Source organism: Natrinema sp. CBA1119, assembly GCF_002572525.1.
Taxonomy (GTDB): domain Archaea; phylum Halobacteriota; class Halobacteria; order Halobacteriales; family Natrialbaceae; genus Natrinema.
On sequence record NZ_PDBS01000001.1, the window covers coordinates 3,319,254 to 3,335,263 of the forward strand.

13 protein-coding genes and 1 pseudogene are annotated in these 16,010 nt (G+C 65.8%); 6 read left to right on the forward strand and 8 right to left on the reverse strand.

Annotated features, from left to right (window positions below):
* Positions 1 to 33: 33 nt before the first annotated feature.
* Positions 34 to 600 carry a type 1 glutamine amidotransferase domain-containing protein gene (locus CP556_RS16445; protein WP_098726598.1) on the reverse strand — a complete coding sequence of 189 codons (567 nt, stop codon included), beginning with the start codon at positions 598 to 600 and terminating at the stop codon, positions 34 to 36.
* 174 nt (positions 601 to 774) lie between these two features.
* Between CP556_RS16445 and CP556_RS16450 the strand changes: the two genes are divergently transcribed.
* Positions 775 to 1,740: an NADPH:quinone reductase gene (locus tag CP556_RS16450; protein ID WP_098726599.1), complete on the forward strand. Its 966-nt coding sequence runs from the start codon at positions 775 to 777 to the stop codon at positions 1,738 to 1,740.
* A 79-nt stretch (positions 1,741 to 1,819) separates the two neighbouring features.
* On the opposite strand, the gene CP556_RS16455 is transcribed toward CP556_RS16450, so the two are convergent.
* Both CP556_RS16455 and CP556_RS16460 read right to left on the reverse strand, forming a co-directional pair.
* Positions 1,820 to 2,224 (reverse strand): DUF7344 domain-containing protein, encoded by a 405-nt coding sequence (locus tag CP556_RS16455; protein WP_098726600.1) that lies wholly within the window; start codon positions 2,222 to 2,224, stop codon positions 1,820 to 1,822.
* Positions 2,225 to 2,301: 77 nt separating this feature from the next.
* Positions 2,302 to 3,309 (reverse strand): TIGR04024 family LLM class F420-dependent oxidoreductase, encoded by a 1,008-nt coding sequence (locus tag CP556_RS16460; protein ID WP_098727444.1) that lies wholly within the window; start codon positions 3,307 to 3,309, stop codon positions 2,302 to 2,304.
* Between the two features lie 286 nt (positions 3,310 to 3,595).
* On the opposite strand from CP556_RS16460, the gene CP556_RS16465 reads away from it, so the two are divergent.
* From CP556_RS16465 to CP556_RS16480, 4 genes are all read left to right on the forward strand, one after another.
* Positions 3,596 to 5,023: an FAD-binding oxidoreductase gene (locus CP556_RS16465; protein ID WP_098726601.1), complete on the forward strand. Its 1,428-nt coding sequence runs from the start codon at positions 3,596 to 3,598 to the stop codon at positions 5,021 to 5,023.
* Between the two features lie 160 nt (positions 5,024 to 5,183).
* Positions 5,184 to 6,083 (forward strand): hypothetical protein, encoded by a 900-nt coding sequence (locus CP556_RS16470; RefSeq protein WP_255291486.1) that lies wholly within the window; start codon positions 5,184 to 5,186, stop codon positions 6,081 to 6,083.
* 137 nt (positions 6,084 to 6,220) lie between these two features.
* Positions 6,221 to 7,768 carry a TrkH family potassium uptake protein gene (locus tag CP556_RS16475; RefSeq protein WP_098726603.1) on the forward strand — a complete coding sequence of 516 codons (1,548 nt, stop codon included), beginning with the start codon at positions 6,221 to 6,223 and terminating at the stop codon, positions 7,766 to 7,768.
* Between the two features lie 60 nt (positions 7,769 to 7,828).
* On the forward strand, positions 7,829 to 9,274 hold the full coding sequence (locus CP556_RS16480; protein WP_098726604.1) for an amidase: 1,446 nt from the start codon (positions 7,829 to 7,831) through the stop codon (positions 9,272 to 9,274).
* A 62-nt stretch (positions 9,275 to 9,336) separates the two neighbouring features.
* Here CP556_RS16480 and CP556_RS16485 read toward each other — a convergent pair whose 3' ends face one another.
* Entirely contained in the window at positions 9,337 to 11,025 is a 1,689-nt protein-coding gene (locus CP556_RS16485) for a thiamine pyrophosphate-binding protein (RefSeq protein ID WP_098726605.1), read from the reverse strand.
* A gap of 109 nt (positions 11,026 to 11,134) precedes the next feature.
* Between CP556_RS16485 and CP556_RS16490 the strand changes: the two are divergent.
* A pseudogene (locus CP556_RS16490) lies at positions 11,135 to 11,994 on the forward strand (UbiA family prenyltransferase).
* 36 nt (positions 11,995 to 12,030) lie between these two features.
* Here the strand turns inward: CP556_RS16490 and CP556_RS16495 are convergent.
* From CP556_RS16495 to CP556_RS16510, 4 genes are all read right to left on the reverse strand, one after another.
* The gene (locus CP556_RS16495; protein ID WP_098726606.1) at positions 12,031 to 12,279 is read right to left on the reverse strand and encodes a hypothetical protein; all 249 of its coding nucleotides are present in this window, start codon (positions 12,277 to 12,279) and stop codon (positions 12,031 to 12,033) included.
* 330 nt (positions 12,280 to 12,609) lie between these two features.
* Positions 12,610 to 13,788, reverse strand: coding sequence for a redox-regulated ATPase YchF (locus CP556_RS16500; protein ID WP_098726607.1), 1,179 nt, complete (start codon positions 13,786 to 13,788; stop codon positions 12,610 to 12,612).
* A gap of 179 nt (positions 13,789 to 13,967) precedes the next feature.
* On the reverse strand, positions 13,968 to 15,092 hold the full coding sequence (locus tag CP556_RS16505) for a DUF7344 domain-containing protein (RefSeq protein WP_098726608.1): 1,125 nt from the start codon (positions 15,090 to 15,092) through the stop codon (positions 13,968 to 13,970).
* 79 nt (positions 15,093 to 15,171) lie between these two features.
* On the reverse strand, positions 15,172 to 15,903 hold the full coding sequence (locus CP556_RS16510; RefSeq protein WP_098726609.1) for a GNAT family N-acetyltransferase: 732 nt from the start codon (positions 15,901 to 15,903) through the stop codon (positions 15,172 to 15,174).
* Positions 15,904 to 16,010: the final 107 nt, after the last annotated feature.

The window sequence follows — 16,010 nt, forward strand, 5'->3', positions numbered from 1 at the left end:
GATCCAAAACGGTGGAGAAAAGTCAGGGAGTTTTCAGTGCTGTGCTGACGCGAATTCGTCGACGATCGTCCCGCAGAACGCCTCGAGGTCGTCCGGATTCCGACTCGTCACCAGTCCGTCGTCGGTGACGACCTCCTCGTCGACCCACTCGCCGCCGGCGTTGCGAATGTCGGTCTGCAGACTGTGGTAGGAGGTCAACGTCTTGTCGTCGACGACGTCGGCTTCGACCAGCGTCCACGGGCCGTGGCAAATCACGCCCGTCGGCTTCCCGGCTTCCACGTGCTGTTGCAGGAGTTCCACGCCGTCCTCGTCGGTTCGGAGCGTGTCCGCACCGACGGTCCCGCCGGGGACGATCAGCGCGTCGTAGTCGTCCGCCGAGACCTCCTCGAACGATTTCTCGACCTCGTAGCTGTCGCTCCACTCGAGGTCGCCGTTCACGGTCTGGGCCTCGCCCGTCTCGCTGCCGAGCACGTCGACGGTGGCTCCGGCGTCGGTGACCGTCTCCTTCGGTTCGATGAACTCGACCTCTTCGGTGCCTTCCGGTGCGAGGAAGATTCCGACGGTCGTCTCCTCGAGCGGCTGGCTATCGGATTCGCTCACACCGAGAACGAGGGCGCTCGTGCGGACAAGGGTTGTACTTGCTGGTGCAAAACGGCCGGGCAGCGCTCCGATCGGCGCGGCCCGCTCGAGTACCGGAGAGACCGATCCGAGGACGCCGTCTCCCCTGCCGTCACGTGTACAATTTTACGGCCCCGCTCCGTGGTCTCGAACGATATGCGCGCTGTACGCCTCCACGAACACGGCGATGCGGACGTACTACAGGTAGACGAGATCGATCGACCGGAGCCGGCCGCGGACGAACTCTTGATCGAGGTGGCCGCCGCGGGCGTCAACCCCGTCGATACCTACTTCCGGGACGGCTCGTACACGCCGGTCGACGTGCCGTTTACGCCCGGCGTCGATTTCTCGGGCGTCGTCGCCGAGGTCGGTGAGTCCGTCGACGGCTTCGAGGCGGGCGACCGCGTCTACGGCACCGGAATCGGCGGGGCCGCCGCGCAGGGTGCCTACGCGGAGTTCGCGACGGTTCCCACCGACCGCGTCGTGCACCTCCCCGACGGCGCGGATCTGACCGAGGCCGGCGGCGCGGGCGTCGCCGCCGTCACCGCCTGGCGCGCCCTGATCGATCACGCCGACCTCGAGCCGGCCGAATGCTGCCTGATCCACGGCGGATCGGGCGGCGTCGGTCACGCGGCCGTCCAGATCGCGGCCGCCGTGAGTGCGCGGGTGATCACGACCGCCTCGGAGGAATATCATGACGCGCTCGCCGACTACGGAGCCGAGACGGTGCTGGACTACGGCCGCGACGATCTGGCCGACGCCGTGCTCGAGGCCTCCGGGGGCGGCGTCGACGCCGTGCTCGATCACCGCCTCGACGACTACCTGCAGTTCGACGCGGACGTGGCCGCACAGGGTGCTCGAGTCGTCGGCATCGGCGAGAACAGTCCCGATCCGGGCTTTACGAACGACGGTGCGGCCCGATCGAAGGACGTCTCCTACCAGTTCATGAGCATGTTCAACACGCCGGACCTGCGCGTGCCGCTGCGAGGCGTCGCTCACCTCATGAACAGCGAGTCCCTCTCGATCGACGTGGCGCGGACGTACGACCTCGAGGAGGCGGCCGACGCCCAGCGAGCCGTCATGTCGGACAGCTTCCTCGGGAAACTCGTCATCGAGCCGTAGCGATCAATCGAATACCGAGCCGCGATCCAGCCGTGTGCCGAGCAGGACCGCCCGTCGGTCGACCAGCAAGATTCGACTCCTATCTGAATCCCTGTGGAGCGCCGTCAACGGCTTCGTGCCGGGAGAGCAGCGCCCGTCCGCGATCGCGGAGCGCGACCGTCTCCGTCGCGGTATCGTAGTCGATGGCCTCCGTGGCCGCCAGTTTTGGGATATGCGTGTGGTGGAGCGAGATCCGAACGGCCCGTTGCTCTCTCGCCGAGACGGTACCGTGATCCGAAATCGCGTTGGGATCGGAACCGGTCTCCTGTGCGGCGATTTCCACCGCGAGCTCCGTTAGCGTCGCGGAGCCGTCGTTCGCCTCGAGATACTGCAAAACTGCGCGTCGGCGTCGATTCGCCAACAGATCCATCACCGTATCTACGACGTCCGCACGCGAATCGCCGAACGCAGTGAGACTCTCGGGCGAATTTAGTAGTGGTATCATAGCCCCAATAGGAGATAGACGGTATATATGCAGCGTGTGAGTCCGATCGAAACACTACCCCGTATTCGAGGAAGTGTCTAGACGAGGTCGGCGACCGCTTCCATCGTCGTCCGCTTGTCGTCCTCGGACATTCCGTTGACGAACCCGAGCCGAACGGCATCGACGCCGTCGATCTCGCTGTATGCCTCGACCCACTCGCGGACTTCCTCGGGTGTACCCGCGGGAGCCAACTCGTCGAGTACGTCTTCGGGTAGCGCCTGAGCCATCGCGTCGGTATCTCTCTCCTCCCAGGCGGCCCGGATCTCCTCGACGACGTCGGAATAGCCCTGCTCGGCGACCGAGTTCCCGTAGTAGGGGCCATACGCCCCGAGCAGGAAGGCGACGGTGCTGCGGGCCTTCTCACGTGCGGCCTCGCGATCTGCCATCGCGATCCCGCGGACGATCGGAGCCACCCGCAGGTCCGAGAGTCCCTTGCCCCCTAACTCGGCACCGCGTTCCAGATCTTCGAGGCGGTCGCGAAGTCCGTCTTTCGTGAATAGCTGGGGGGCCCATCCGTCGCCGAAGCGACCGGCCATCTCGGTGGCCTTGGGGCCGAGGGTTCCCACGTCGATCGGCGGCGGGTTCTCGTGGGGGCCGCGCTCGTATCCCAATCCGGGAATGTCGAATATGTCGCCGTCGTAGGCGGGGTTGCCCTCCTCGTAGACGTTTCGCATCACGTCGATCACTTCGCGGGTTCGGCGCAGCGGTCGGTCAAACTCCTGACCGTGCCAGCGCTCGGTGATCGCGGGCGAACTCGGGCCGATTCCGAATCGGAACCGGCCGTCCGCCACGTCTTGCATCGTGAGCGCCGTCTGGGCGAGCATCGACGGCGTTCGCCCGTACGGCGAGATCACGTCGTTGGAGATGCCGAGCTCCTCGGTCCGCTCGGCTGCCAGCGTCAGCGGCGGCACGATGTTCCAGCCGGTCGTCTCGCCGACCGTGATCCGGTCGAAGCCCAGTTCCTCGGCCTGAACGGCCCGCTCGGCGACGCCCTGGGGCCGATCGTAGTCGCCGAGTCGCACTAGCAAGTCCAGTTCAGCGTTCACAGTGCTCCCCTCCGCGTCTGCCGTCGGATCGCTCGTCGTACTGCCATCACCACACACCGCGTCACCCATTCACATAAATTTGTAGCGTTTCCGTCCAGTCTCCCGGGACGAACGGTCGCCGCTGTCACCGATCGAGGGTCTCGGCACACAGCTACCGTGCTACCTCGAGGTGCCGATGCAGGTCGCGGGTTCGGGACTCGAGCGCGTGGCCGTTTCCACCTGTTCGACTTCCGGTCCCTTCGAAACGGTGGGAAACGTTGATACGAGTCGTGACCGACGTGGACGTATGACATATGACTGTTCGTTCCTCGAGGCGCTCGACCTCGCGGACGATCAGATATCCTTCGCGGACGGCCGACGCGAATCGCACGCTGCGGACTTCGGGACGGAGCAAAACGACGGTGACGGCGTGCTCCCGGACGCCGTCGTCTGGCCCGAGTGCACGGACGACGTCTCGGCCGTGCTCGCCGCTGCGACCGACCGCGGCGTCCCCGTGACCCCCTACGCTGCTGGGACGGGACTCGAGGGCAACGCCGTCCCGGCTCACGGCGGCATCAGCCTCGACCTCACGCGGATGGACGCGGTCGCCGACTACCGGCCCGACGACTTCCAGATCGACGTCGGGACGGGGGTCATCGGCTCCGACGTCGACGAGTACGTCGCCGGTGACGGCCTGTTCTTCCCGCCGTTACCCTCCTCCGGCGACATCTCGACGATCGGCGGGATGATCGCGACCGACGCCAGCGGCATGCAGACCGTCCGGTACGGCGAGGTCGCCGATTGGGTACTCGGCCTCGAGGCCGTTCTCGCCGACGGCACCGTCGTCCGGACGGGCTCGCGAGCCATCAAGACCTCGAGCGGCTACAACCTGACAGACTTGCTCGTCGGCAGCGAAGGGACGCTGGCCGTCGTCACCGAAGCGACCCTCGAGCTCGCGGGCCGCCCCGAACAGATCCGCGGCGGCCGGGCGATCTTCGAGACGCTCGACGACGCGACCGAAGCGGTCTTCGACGCGGTCCGGACGGACGTCGGCGTCGCCCGGATCGAACTCGTCGACGGGCTGAGCGCGACGATGGCCAACGAGTATCTCGGGAGCGATCTCCCGGACGCGCCGATGGTCTTCCTCGAGTTTCACGCCAATCACGGCGTCGAGGAAGAGATCGACCTCTGCCGGACGATCTTCGAAGACCACGACGTCGCCCGCTTCGAGATGAGCGACGACGATGACGAGATGGACGCCCTCTGGCGGGCGCGTAGGGAACTGGCCTACGCCGTCAGGAGTTACGATCCCGCCCTCGAGCCGCTCCACCCCGGCGACGTGACGGTACCGATCAGTTCCTATCCGACGGTGGTCCGGGAGGCGAAACGACTGGCTGACGAGTACGACCTCCTGGTTCCCTGTTTCGGCCACGCGGGCGATGGCAACCTCCACTACAGCGTTCTCGTCGACCCCGACGATCCCGATCAGGTCGAACACGGCGAGGAGTGTTATCGAGAGATCGTAGAACTCGCGATCGAACTGGGCGGAACCGCGACGGGAGAGCACGGTATCGGACAGGGAAAACGAGAATACCTCGAGCCCGAACACGGGGCCGGCGCGGTCGAGGCAATGCGAACGATCAAGCGAGCGCTCGATCCGACCGACACACTCAATCCGGGGAAGATATTCCCCGAAACGGCCGCCGGCGAACGGATCAACGGCCGGGACCGCTAGGTGCGGCCACCTCGCTCGGCGGTGACCTCGCAGTCGACCGAAATCACGACACGCAGTCGATCGGAATCACGACATCCGGTCCTCGGCGTCACCGTTGCTGTCGGCCGGAAGGACGATATGAGTGGTCTGTCTTTTCTCTCGAACGGTATTGGATTCAATTATGACTCCGATGGACCACCGGCGACCTGCGCTTGACCGTCGCCGGTTTCTCACGTGTGCGTGTACCGCAGTCGCCGGGACGGCCATCGCATCGGGAACCGGTTCGGCGGCCGTCGGTGACGGCGATCTGACGATCGAAGTCGTCCGCCACGACTCCGTCGAGCCGACCGACGACGCGCTCGAGTCCGTCCTCGAGGGCGTCGAACTGTTCGCCGAGACGTGGACGGACGCGACCCCGGGGACGGCCGAAGTGACGACGGACGAACCCTCGGTCGCGACGTTCGGAGTGTCTCCGTCGCACGGCGAGACGCTCGACGCGATCGAAACCGACGACGCGCTCAGATCCGATCGGACGCCGGAAACGGTGACGTTGTTCGTCGTCGAAGACGGAACGACGACCGCGGGTGCGATGCGTTCGTACGCGGGACACGACGGGAGCGAATACGCAGCGGCCGGAGCGTACGGCTACGTCAATACCGAACTCGTCGATCTGCTCGGCTGGCGGTTCGGGGCACCGCGGGAACTCGTTCGGAACTTCGCGGCCCACGAGTGCGGGCACGCTGTCATCGGCTGGGCCGACTTTCCGTACTATCCGGCCGACGAGCCCGACCGCGACCGCTCGCCGGTGGTTCGCGCACACAGCTGTGGCGCACAGGACCATCCCGCAGCCAGCGGCTGGTTCGTCCGACACGGGATCACGCCGATGGCCACGGGCTACTCGGCGATGGAAAGTCGGAATACGCCGCGAAATCACCGGTTTGCGACCGAAGCCGATGCGATCGACGTTTACGCGGATCCCGCCGACGAGGCCTGGTCGTACTTCAACATGGACTACATCGCCGCGTTCTCGGAAACGTCTCGAGCGGCAATGGGCGAACACTACCGGCAGTTCTTTTCGTGACGCCCGTGGACTCCCCCGTTTCTCGGCCGAGGCGGTCTCGAGACACAGTTTTTATTGCTGTACATCGAATCTGTCGGAGGTAGTTACGTTCGGTCGAGCGAGAAGCGCGTCTCGCTTCCACCAGGTTGGTATTTAGAATGAGAGGAAGGATTCACGTTGACGTCCGATCTAGTTTGAGTCTCCTCGGCACGGTGCTGAAGTATCTCTCGCTTTCCCTGCTGGTTCCGACGGCCGTCGCACTGTTCTACCGGGAGAGTCCGCTTCCGTTTCTCGTCGCGCTCGTCGTCGCCGTCGCCGTCGGGACGGGTCTCGAGCGCCTCGAGCCCGACCCGGACCTCGAGCACCGCGAAGCGTTCTTGCTCGTCGCACTGACGTGGTTAGTGCTCCCGCTCGTCGGGATGATCCCGTATCTCGTCGCCGGGACAGGGACGATCGCACATCCCGTCAACGCGCTGTTCGAGAGCATGAGCGGGTTCACGACGACCGGCGCGACGGTCATGGGCGAGATTTCCGTCGAGACCCACTCGCGGTCGATCATGCTGTGGCGACAGCTCACCCAGTGGCTCGGCGGGATGGGAATCATCGTGCTCATGGTCGCGATCCTCTCTGAGCTCTCCGTCGGTGGCACACAGCTCATTCGGGAGGAATCACCGGGGCTACAGGTCGAGAAGCTAACGCCGCGAATCAGGCAAACGGCGCGGGCGCTCTGGCTGATCTACGCCTGGTTCACGCTCGCAGCGGTGGCCGTCTACTACGGGCTTCATCTCGCCGGGCTAGCCCCGAACATGACGTTTTACAACGCCGTCTCCCACGCGCTCACGTCGCTGCCGACCGGCGGGTTCTCGCCGGAGGGGCGCAGCGTCGAGGCGTTCGAACCGATCGTCCAGTGGGCGGTCATGGTCTTCATGATCGTCGCCGGGGCGAACTTCGCGCTCTACTGGTACGCCTGGCGCGGCCACCCCGAACGCCTGACGAGCAACGCCGAGTTCCGATCGTATATTCTGTCGATGGGTGTCGTCGGCGGTCTCCTCTCCCTGCTCCTCTTCCTCGGGGTCGGCCTCGAGACGGTGCCGGAGAGCGTCGCCGCGATTCCGGGGAGTCTCGAGCGCTCGCTGCGCCACGGCCTCTTCCAGACGCTCGCGATCGTGACGACAACGGGCTACGCCAGTATGGACTTCAACACGTGGAGCGAGTCGACGCAGGTGATTCTCCTGTTCGCGATGTTCCTCGGCGGCTCGGCGGGATCCGCGGCCGGCTCGATCAAGATCGTCCGCTGGTACGTCGTCCAGAAATCGATCCGACGCGAACTCTTCACACTCGTCCATCCGCAGGCGATCCGCCCGGTTCGAATGGGCGGTACCGGTGAGGTCATCGACGAGGAGACCATTCACGGCATCTTCGTCTTCATCGCGCTCTTTCTGACGCTGTTCGTCGTCTCCACCGTCTTGCTCTTCCTCGACGCCTATCGAACGCCGGGTCTCTCGCTGTCGGCGCTCGAGGCCACGAGCGCGACGATCGCGACGCTCGGGAACATCGGTCCGGGCGTCGGCGTCGTCGGACCGATGAACAGCTACGAGCCCTTCTCGGGGGCTGCAAAGCTGTACATGAGCTTCCTCATGTGGATCGGCCGACTCGAGATCCTCTCCGTGCTGGTAATCCTGACGCCGGCGTACTGGCGCTCCTGACGGCCCTCGTCCCCTGCCGGCGACCCAACCGTTAAGACGCGGGTGCTGTCACCATCCTCCATGGTAAATAATAGCATTTCCGAGGCGATCGAGGCGGCGGCGACGACCTACGGACTCTCCCTCTCCGAGGCCGAGCGAGAGGGCTACACGGCCGAAGCGGAGGCGACCGCCGCCCTGCTCGGTGACCTCGAGCCGACGACGACCCGGTCCGGTCCCGCGGCGAACGTCGGGGAAGACGACGACGAGTACAACGCCTTCCTGTATCGGTGCGAGCTGTCCGGCGCCGAGTCGGGCCCGCTCGCGGGGACCGAAATCGCGGTCAAGGACAACATCGCCGTCGCGGGCGTCCCGATGACCTGCGGCTCGGACGCGCTCGCCTTCGAGCCCGAGTACCACGCGGCCGTCACCGAGCGGTTGCTCGACGCGGGCGCGGACCTCGTCGGGACGACGAACATGGACGAGTTCGCCTACTTCACCACGAGCGAGACCTGCGCGCACGGGCCCGTCGAGAACCCGAGTGCCGAGGGCGTGCCGGGCGGCTCCTCGAGCGGGAGCGGGGCGGCCGTCGCCGCCGGGCTGGTCGACGCGGCGCTGGGCACCGACACCGGCGGCTCGGTTCGCATCCCCGCCTCCTTCTGTGGCGTTGTCGGGTTCAAACCGACGTTCCGGACCGTGCCGCGGTTCGGCTTCGCGGACCTGGCGACCTCACTCGACCATATCGGCCCGCTCGCGCCCGACGTGGAGACGGCGGCCACCGTCCTCGAGGCGATCAACGGTCCCGACCGCCGCGATCCGTCGACGGCCGGGATGCGCGAACCGACCCCGACCGACGGGCTGGATCGCGACATCGACGGACTGACGGTCGGCCTCGTGACCGAGGCACAGGACGGCGCCGACGGCGATGTCGCTGCGGCCGTCGATCGAGCGGCCGACCGACTGGCGGCGGCGGGCGCGACCGTCGAACCGGCGTCGCTCCCCGATTTCGAGACCCAGTCGCTGGTCAACGCCGCCGTCACCGCCACGGAGTTCACGACGCTGGTCGCGCAGGCGGGGCAGGACTACGGCGTCGGAACCGGCTACAGCGAGCCCTGGCGCGAGGCGGTGGCGTCGATGGACGCGGACGAACTGGGCGAGAACGTGCGCGCTCGACTCGTCCTCGGGCGGGCGCTAACCGCGGTCGACAACGATGAGGGGTACGTGGCTGCGCAGAACGTTCGCCGGGAGTTCGAGGGCGTCGTCGACGACCGACTCACGGACTGCGACGCGCTGGCGTTGCCGACGACGCCGATGAGCGCGCCCGATTACGGCGAGATCAGCGAGGACGCGGACCTCCTGCGAACGATCGCCAACACCGGTCCGTTCAACCTCACCGGCCATCCGGCGCTCTCGGTTCCGGTCGCGACGGAGAGAGGGGACGGTGATCCGGTCGGCTGTCAGCTCGTGACCGACTGGTACGACGAGGCGACGGCCGTCGCACTCGGTCGGGCGCTCGAGGCCGCCGAGTGAGGGGTCTCGCGGTCGCCGACAGCGTCGTCCCGGGCGCCGGTTCTCCGGTGCCGTCTGGACCGTCAGTCCTGAACCAGCACGTCCAGGACGTCCGGTCCCTCGCGCGTCAGCGCGTCCTCGAGTGCGCCCTCGATACCGTCCGGCGTCTCGATACGTTCGGCGCGCGCGCCGTGACTCTCGGCGTTTTTCACGAGATCGACCGCCGGCTCGAAGTCCATCCCGACGAACTCGTAGTCGTCTTCTTCCCCGCCCATGAGGTGGAGCGTATTGTCCTTCAGGATCCGGTAGTTGCGGTTGTCCGAGATGACGACCGTCAGGTCCAGATCGTACCGGGCGGCGCTGTAGATCGAGTGCGGGTAGTACTGGTAGGAGCCGTCGCCGATGAAGCCGACCACGTCGCGGGGCTCCTCGAGTTGTTCTTCGGCGACGGCCGCGCCGACCGCGGCCGGCAGCCCGTACCCGAGGCCGCCGCCCTTGTTCGACATGTACTGTTCGGGGCCGAGGTCCCACCGGGTCAACATGGCGTACTTCGAGGTGACACCCTCGTCGACGATGGCCGCATCGCCGGCCACGCGCTCCATCGCGTCGACCAGTTCGGCCTTCGACGACCGCGGATCGTCCCCGTCGGCCTCGCCGTAGCCGGCCATCTGGGACTCGACGGTCTCCTTGACCTCCGCGACTTCCGCGAGCCGGTCGGCCACGACGTCATCGGAGAGTTTCCCGCGAACGCGCTCGGTGAGATCCTGCATACCGAGCCCCGGGTCGCCGATCACTGCCGCGTCGGCGGGCTGATTCTTGCCGACCTGCCAGGCGTCGTCGCTCAGGTGGATGCAGGTCGTGTCGGGATCGACCAGCGCCTCCTCGTGGCGGGTCAGCGTCGTGTTCGTCGAACAGCCGGCGAAGAGTATCGTATCGGTGTCCATCAACATCGCGGCCAGACTCTCGCTGGTCGGCAGGTAGGAGACCCACTGCTCGTGGTCTGTGGGGAAGTCCACTTCGCAGGAGAGGATCTCCCCGTGGACGCGGGCACCCGTCGCCTCCGCGAGTTCGACCGCCGCGGCAACGGCGTCGGCACCGGAGCGAGCGACGTGGTCCCCGACGACCATCACCGGATCGTCTGCGTCGGCCAGCAGGTCGGCAGCGCGCTCGAGTTGTGCCGGATCGCCGCTGCCCGCGTTCGGAATCGGACCAAGTCGTTCGGGCTCGGCGTCGGTTTCCTCGAGCATCACGTCGAGGGGCAGTCCGAGGAAGACGGGGCCGGTCGGGGGCGTCATCGCGACCCGGAACGCCCGGCGGAGCATCGTCGGCAGCGCCGAGACGTCCAGTACCTCGTCGGACCACTTGCAGAACTGATCGGCCATGTCGACCAGATCACCCGAGAGAATCGGCTCCTCGTGGCGGAAGTCCGTGCTGTGATTCCCCGCCGTCACGACCAGCGGCGCGCCGGCGATCTTGGCCGCGTAGAGGTTACCGAGCCCGTGGGCCAATCCCGGCGCGATGTGGAGATTCGCCACGCCGACCGGGGTGATCGAGTCGTCGTGGTGGGCGTGATACCGCCTGCGCTGAGCGTAGCCACCGGCCATTCCCACTGCGATGTCCTCGTGGAGCCCGAGTCGGTACTCGAGGTCGCTCCGGCCGATCGCGTCCATGATCGGCAGTTCGGTCGTTCCCGGATTGCCGAAGACGTAGTCGACGCCGTACGACTCGAGGGCGTCGGTGAAGAGATCCGCACCCGTATAGCTATCTGCCATGCTCACTCGTGGCACGCCATCTCACATCAAATTGTGTGTTCCGGCGGGTCGGTTCCAGCTCGTGCGGCCCCGGCCCGGGTATTATACTTCAGTTCGTTGTCGCCCGCATATGGCCCTCGCCAGGGACGCCGCCGGAGTCGACACGACCGCTCGAGCGCTCTGGTCGCAGGTTCATCCCGTCTTCATGACGCCGCCGCTCGCGGCCTCGCTGTTCGGCGCGATCCTCGCCGGAACCGTCGACCCGCTGACCGCGGCGGTTCACGTCGTCGCGATGTTTGCCGCGGTCTACACGGCACACGTGAAAGACGGCTACGTCGATTTCCACGTCCGCGGCGAGGACGACGACCATCCGTTGACCGAACGCGGCTGTTGGATCGCACTCGGACTGTCGACGGCGGTGTTCGCGCTGTGTTGTGTGGCCCTGGGACTTCTCGTCGGTCCGGTCGCGGTCGTACTGGTCGTTCCGACGTGGTTGATCGCCTACCACCACGCGCCGCAACTCGACACGAACCCGGTGACGGCGACGACCGGCTACCCCCTGGGTATCGCCCTGTCCATGCTCGGGGGTTCTACGTGCAAGCAGGGACGATCGGGGTCGTTCCGCTCGGTTTCGCCGTCGTCTTCCTCACGCTCCTCTCCGGGATCAAGGTGATCGACGACACGCAGGACTACGCGTACGATCGCTCGATCGAGAAACGGACCGTCGCGGTCGTCGTCGGCCCTGACCGTGCGTACAGCGTCGCTTACGGACTGATGGCTGTCGCACTACTGGTCGTGGTCGCTTTCGCCATCGCTCGTCTCTTCCCCCTTACGTCCCTCCTCGCGGTTCTCGCGTTCGTCGCGGTCGCCGGGGTCGCGCGACGGGCGGATCCCGAACTCGCGACCATGTTACTCATCCGCGGCTCCTACGTCTTCCTCGCCGTCCTCGTGGCCGCGGTTCGGTTCGATCCGCTCGGCCGCCTGGTGTGAGCGCCTTCGGTCCGACTTTTCGGTACTCGAGGCGGTCTACACCGATCGCCGATAGCCACATCTCGGACAGTACATCGTCCCGTCTCTGATGAGCGTGTGACTCTCGTCGCAGTGCCCGCAGACACAGCCGACGGAGACGCCGACCTCTCGGGCGAGCCCGGCCAGCGTGTGCTGTAACTGCTGCTGGCGCTGCTCCGTCGCCTTGAGGCGATCGTCGAGGACGGCCAACTGTGCCGTCGTTCGTTCGCGACGGGGGTCGGAAACGCGGGTTGAACGAGGCGTCATAGTCGGTGTAGGTCGCCAGTGAGCAAATACTCATCTCTACCCGACAGCAGTCGTGAGACTCCTGTTGGCAGGCCATCGGCCCTCAGTTACGATTCCCGCTCACGATCTCAGGTAGCGCAACTGAACTCACACGTTGTCGGACAGTGAAGCACCGCTACGGGCACAACAGCAGTCGCTCACAAGTATTAGAGAGACGGGGTAGGTCAGTCAACGGTGGCCACACGTGGAAACCACGCGGGCTGAAAGGTGCTGCCTGACCGTGCCGCCTACTACCTTCTCTTTGCTATCGCTACAAAAGGCCTCCGGAATCCGGGTCGACGAGAACCGTAATCAGTTAGTGCTCACGATCTTGATCACGTCGCCCTCCTCGAGTTCGTACTCCTCGCTGATCTCGCGATTCGACTTCGCGTTCACCGCGTGCAGGTAGCCGTCGCCGATGTCGGAGTGAACGCTGTAGGCGAGATCGACCGGTGTCGATCCGTCGGGTAAGAGGAACGCGTCCGGCAGGACGTTGCCGCTGCCGTCGGACCACTTCGCGGCGTCTTCGACCGGGTAGGCGGTGAGGTGGTCGAGCAGATCGTAGACCGCGTAATCGAGCGCCGCCTGAACGCCGGTGCCGCCCCACTCGGCCATGGTGTCCGCGATCCCCTCGAGCGCCTCGCGCTGGGCGTCGTTGACGTCGTCACCGATCGCGATCGTCTCGTCGCCGGGATCGTACTCGATCAGCCCGTTTTCTGCGGCCCGGCGGAGCGCGAGTTCGCCCTCCGCTGTCGTGGGAATTACCGGTTTATCCAACTCGAGCAGGCGTTCGACGTTCTCCTCGGGCGCGATGTCGATCTTGTTCGCCGCGACCACGATCGGTTTGGTCCGCTGGCGGACGTCACGGGCGAGCGCCTCGCGGTGCTCGTCCTCCCACTGAATCGGGTCGTCGGGATACTCGAGGTCGCGGAGGACGATGGCGATCTGCTTTGGCGACGCGCCGAAGCCAGAGAGCATGTCCGCCAGCACGTCGTCGATATCGAAGTCAGGCGAGCGGGACTTGCGCTCGACGGACTCCCAGTTGTTCTCGACGATGCCAGCCAGCCAGAGATCCATCTCCTCCTCGATGAAGTCGATGTCCTCGAGCGGATCGTGGTCGCCGATGTCGACGGGTTCGCCCTTCTCGTTGGTCCCGCCGGAGGCGTCGACGACGTTGATGATCACGTCCGCGTTCGTGAGCTCGTCGAGGAACTGGTTGCCCAGCCCCTTTCCCTCGTGAGCGCCCGGGACGAGCCCCGCCACGTCCAGGAGTTCGATCGGGACGTAGCGCTTGCCGTCCTCGCAGTTATCGGCGGTACAGCGCTCGTCGCGCTCGAGGCAGGGACACTCGGTCCGGACGTAGCTCACCCCGCGGTTGGCGTCGATCGTGGTGAACGGATAGTTGGCGACGTCGACCTCTGCCATCGTCGCCGCGGTATAGAACGTAGACTTGCCGGCGTTTGGCTTTCCGGCAAGCGCGATCGAAAGCATGACTCAGCGTAGCAGGGTCCGGGAAAACTACCTTTCGATTCCGTTACTACGCACGGGTGGGAACGATTCGGCCGTCTCCACTTTGGACACCGCGGTGACCGGCGTTCGCTGCGGGGGCTGGATTTTCGGATCCCAGTTCCGGAGTCCCGCGTCGCCACCCGAACAGCGGGCGGTCCCGACTATCTGGTTCCCGGTTCGAACGCCTCGAGGAGGACCGATGCCTCGCGAACCCCCTCTTCGAAGACGGCATGGTCGGATTCCGAGACGAGATCCGTGTGGGGGTCCCAGTCGATCGCTCGAATCGCCGCCAGTTTCGGGAGGGTAGTGTGTCGGAGCACGGCTGCAACGGCGTCAGCCGAGTCGTCCGTGTGCGAAGCGACCGCGCGAGCGAGGGCGTCGACCGCTCGGGGCTCGCCGTTCCACTCGTGATAGAGCACGGCAAGTGCGACTCGAGCGCGCTCGTTCTGGAGCACGTCGAGGACCGTCTCCGCCGTCGACGGAACGGTTGCGACGGTGTCGATGCCCGGATCCCGCGCTGGCAGCGGCGGTGCGTCGGGCTCTTCGGACTTCGGGTCCCCGGTCGAATCGACACGATGTGTCGGGTCGTCGGGACCAGCGGCGATGTCAGCGTCCGGGGACACACCAGCGCGTGACGTCGCCTCCGTCGTTGTCGATGCCGATGCGGTGGTGGCTGTCGACGCACGAGAAGTCGCTGTCTCGTCAGTCGCTTCCATCGCGTCCGAAATCCGCTCGTCGGTCGGTGCCGTCGTTTCGGTCGTAGCCGCTGTCGATTCTCCTGCCGTTGATTTCGTATCGGCGGCGGCCGCGGTTGGCGACGGCGCCGCCGCTGTGTCTCCGTCGACCGCACAGTCACACATCGAACTGGACTCGTTTCGCAGCGGTTCCCGAACGACACTGGCGAAGCCGGTCGCACCGCCGACCGCCGCGAGGACCGTCACCAGCGATAGCGGATCACGGATCGTTCCGCCCTCGAGCGTGACGTAGCCGATGAGCCAGACGCCGAGCGCACACGCGACGACGATTCCGATCGAGACCCTGGTCGCGGCTCGCCAGCGAACGTCCGGCGAGATGTCCCGACTGGCCAGCCAATAGCCGCCGGTGGCCAGCCCGGTCGGCACGAGCAGCGAGACGAACAGTTCGAACGCGACGACCGGCTGTGAAACCGGCGTCTCGAGCGTCTGAACGATTCCGGCGACCGCGAGCGCGAGCCCCATTGCGACGATTACGGCGGTCGATTCCCCCCATCCCTCCCACTCGGACTGCGCGGGGGTGGCAAGACGCATACCTCTCGGTTCCAGAGACGGTCATATAAAATGGATTGGTTAGAAAACGACACGTCTTCCGAATCGAACGTGACTGGGGCTACAGATCGACGGCCATCATCACCTCGTCGACGTAGTGGCCGTTGAGTTTGTAGTGGTCCTCGCGGACCGCTTCGGTCTCCCAGTCGTGCATCTCGAGGAACGCGATCGCCTCCTCGTTGGTCGACGGCACGCTCTGGTAGACCCGTTCGTAACCGTTGGAGCCGGCCCACTCGAGGCCGCGCGAGAGGAGGTGGGAGCCGATACCGTGGTCGCGGTACTCCTCGAGGACGCCGACGGTGAGTTCGGCGGTGTGGCTCAGCTTCTCTAACTCCGGTGCGTGAAGGTGGACCCAGCCGACGACCTCGTCGTCGACCGTGGCGACGAAAAACATCCGGGACTGGAGTTCGTTGTGTCGGAGCAACGCGTTCTCGTGGTCGATCTCGTCGGCGACGCTTTCCGCCTCGATGTACGTTTTCTCCTCGGCGACCTGCCGGATCGCGCCGACGATCCCCGTCAGGTCCTCCTGGCGCGCCGGTCGGATGTGAAACTCGAGCGTTTCGGAGACGTACTCCTCTTCCGCCCCCGCGTTGATCGTGACTCTGAGCGTGCCGTCTTCCTCCTCGATTCGGCCGTCTCGCTTGAGGATCGCGATGTGGTGGCGGAAGCCGCCGGGATCGATACCCAACTGGTCTCGAGTCTCTTCGGGATCGACCGCTCCGCGGCGCTCGACGTACTCGTATATCTCTTTGCGGTCCGCGTGGCCGAACTCGAGCGCGTCAGTCGTCGCCATGATGGTTGGTACCACAAACCGCCACTTAACATTTGGCCGGCCGATCGGGAGCGACTCGATTCACCACTGGTATCACGTACAGCCGCGAGCGGTCTCGAAACGGTCTG

Coding starts and splice junctions, on each gene's coding strand:
- CP556_RS16450 (WP_098726599.1), top strand. CDS start 775: ATGCGCGCTGTACGCCTCCACGAACACGGCGATGCGGACGTACTACAG.
- CP556_RS16455 (WP_098726600.1), bottom strand. CDS start 2,224: ATGATACCACTACTAAATTCGCCCGAGAGTCTCACTGCGTTCGGCGAT.
- CP556_RS16465 (WP_098726601.1), top strand. CDS start 3,596: ATGACATATGACTGTTCGTTCCTCGAGGCGCTCGACCTCGCGGACGAT.
- CP556_RS16470 (WP_255291486.1), top strand. CDS start 5,184: ATGACTCCGATGGACCACCGGCGACCTGCGCTTGACCGTCGCCGGTTT.
- CP556_RS16475 (WP_098726603.1), top strand. CDS start 6,221: ATGAGAGGAAGGATTCACGTTGACGTCCGATCTAGTTTGAGTCTCCTC.
- CP556_RS16480 (WP_098726604.1), top strand. CDS start 7,829: ATGGTAAATAATAGCATTTCCGAGGCGATCGAGGCGGCGGCGACGACC.
- CP556_RS16485 (WP_098726605.1), bottom strand. CDS start 11,025: ATGGCAGATAGCTATACGGGTGCGGATCTCTTCACCGACGCCCTCGAG.
- CP556_RS16495 (WP_098726606.1), bottom strand. CDS start 12,279: ATGACGCCTCGTTCAACCCGCGTTTCCGACCCCCGTCGCGAACGAACG.
- CP556_RS16500 (WP_098726607.1), bottom strand. CDS start 13,788: ATGCTTTCGATCGCGCTTGCCGGAAAGCCAAACGCCGGCAAGTCTACG.
- CP556_RS16505 (WP_098726608.1), bottom strand. CDS start 15,092: ATGCGTCTTGCCACCCCCGCGCAGTCCGAGTGGGAGGGATGGGGGGAA.
- CP556_RS16510 (WP_098726609.1), bottom strand. CDS start 15,903: ATGGCGACGACTGACGCGCTCGAGTTCGGCCACGCGGACCGCAAAGAG.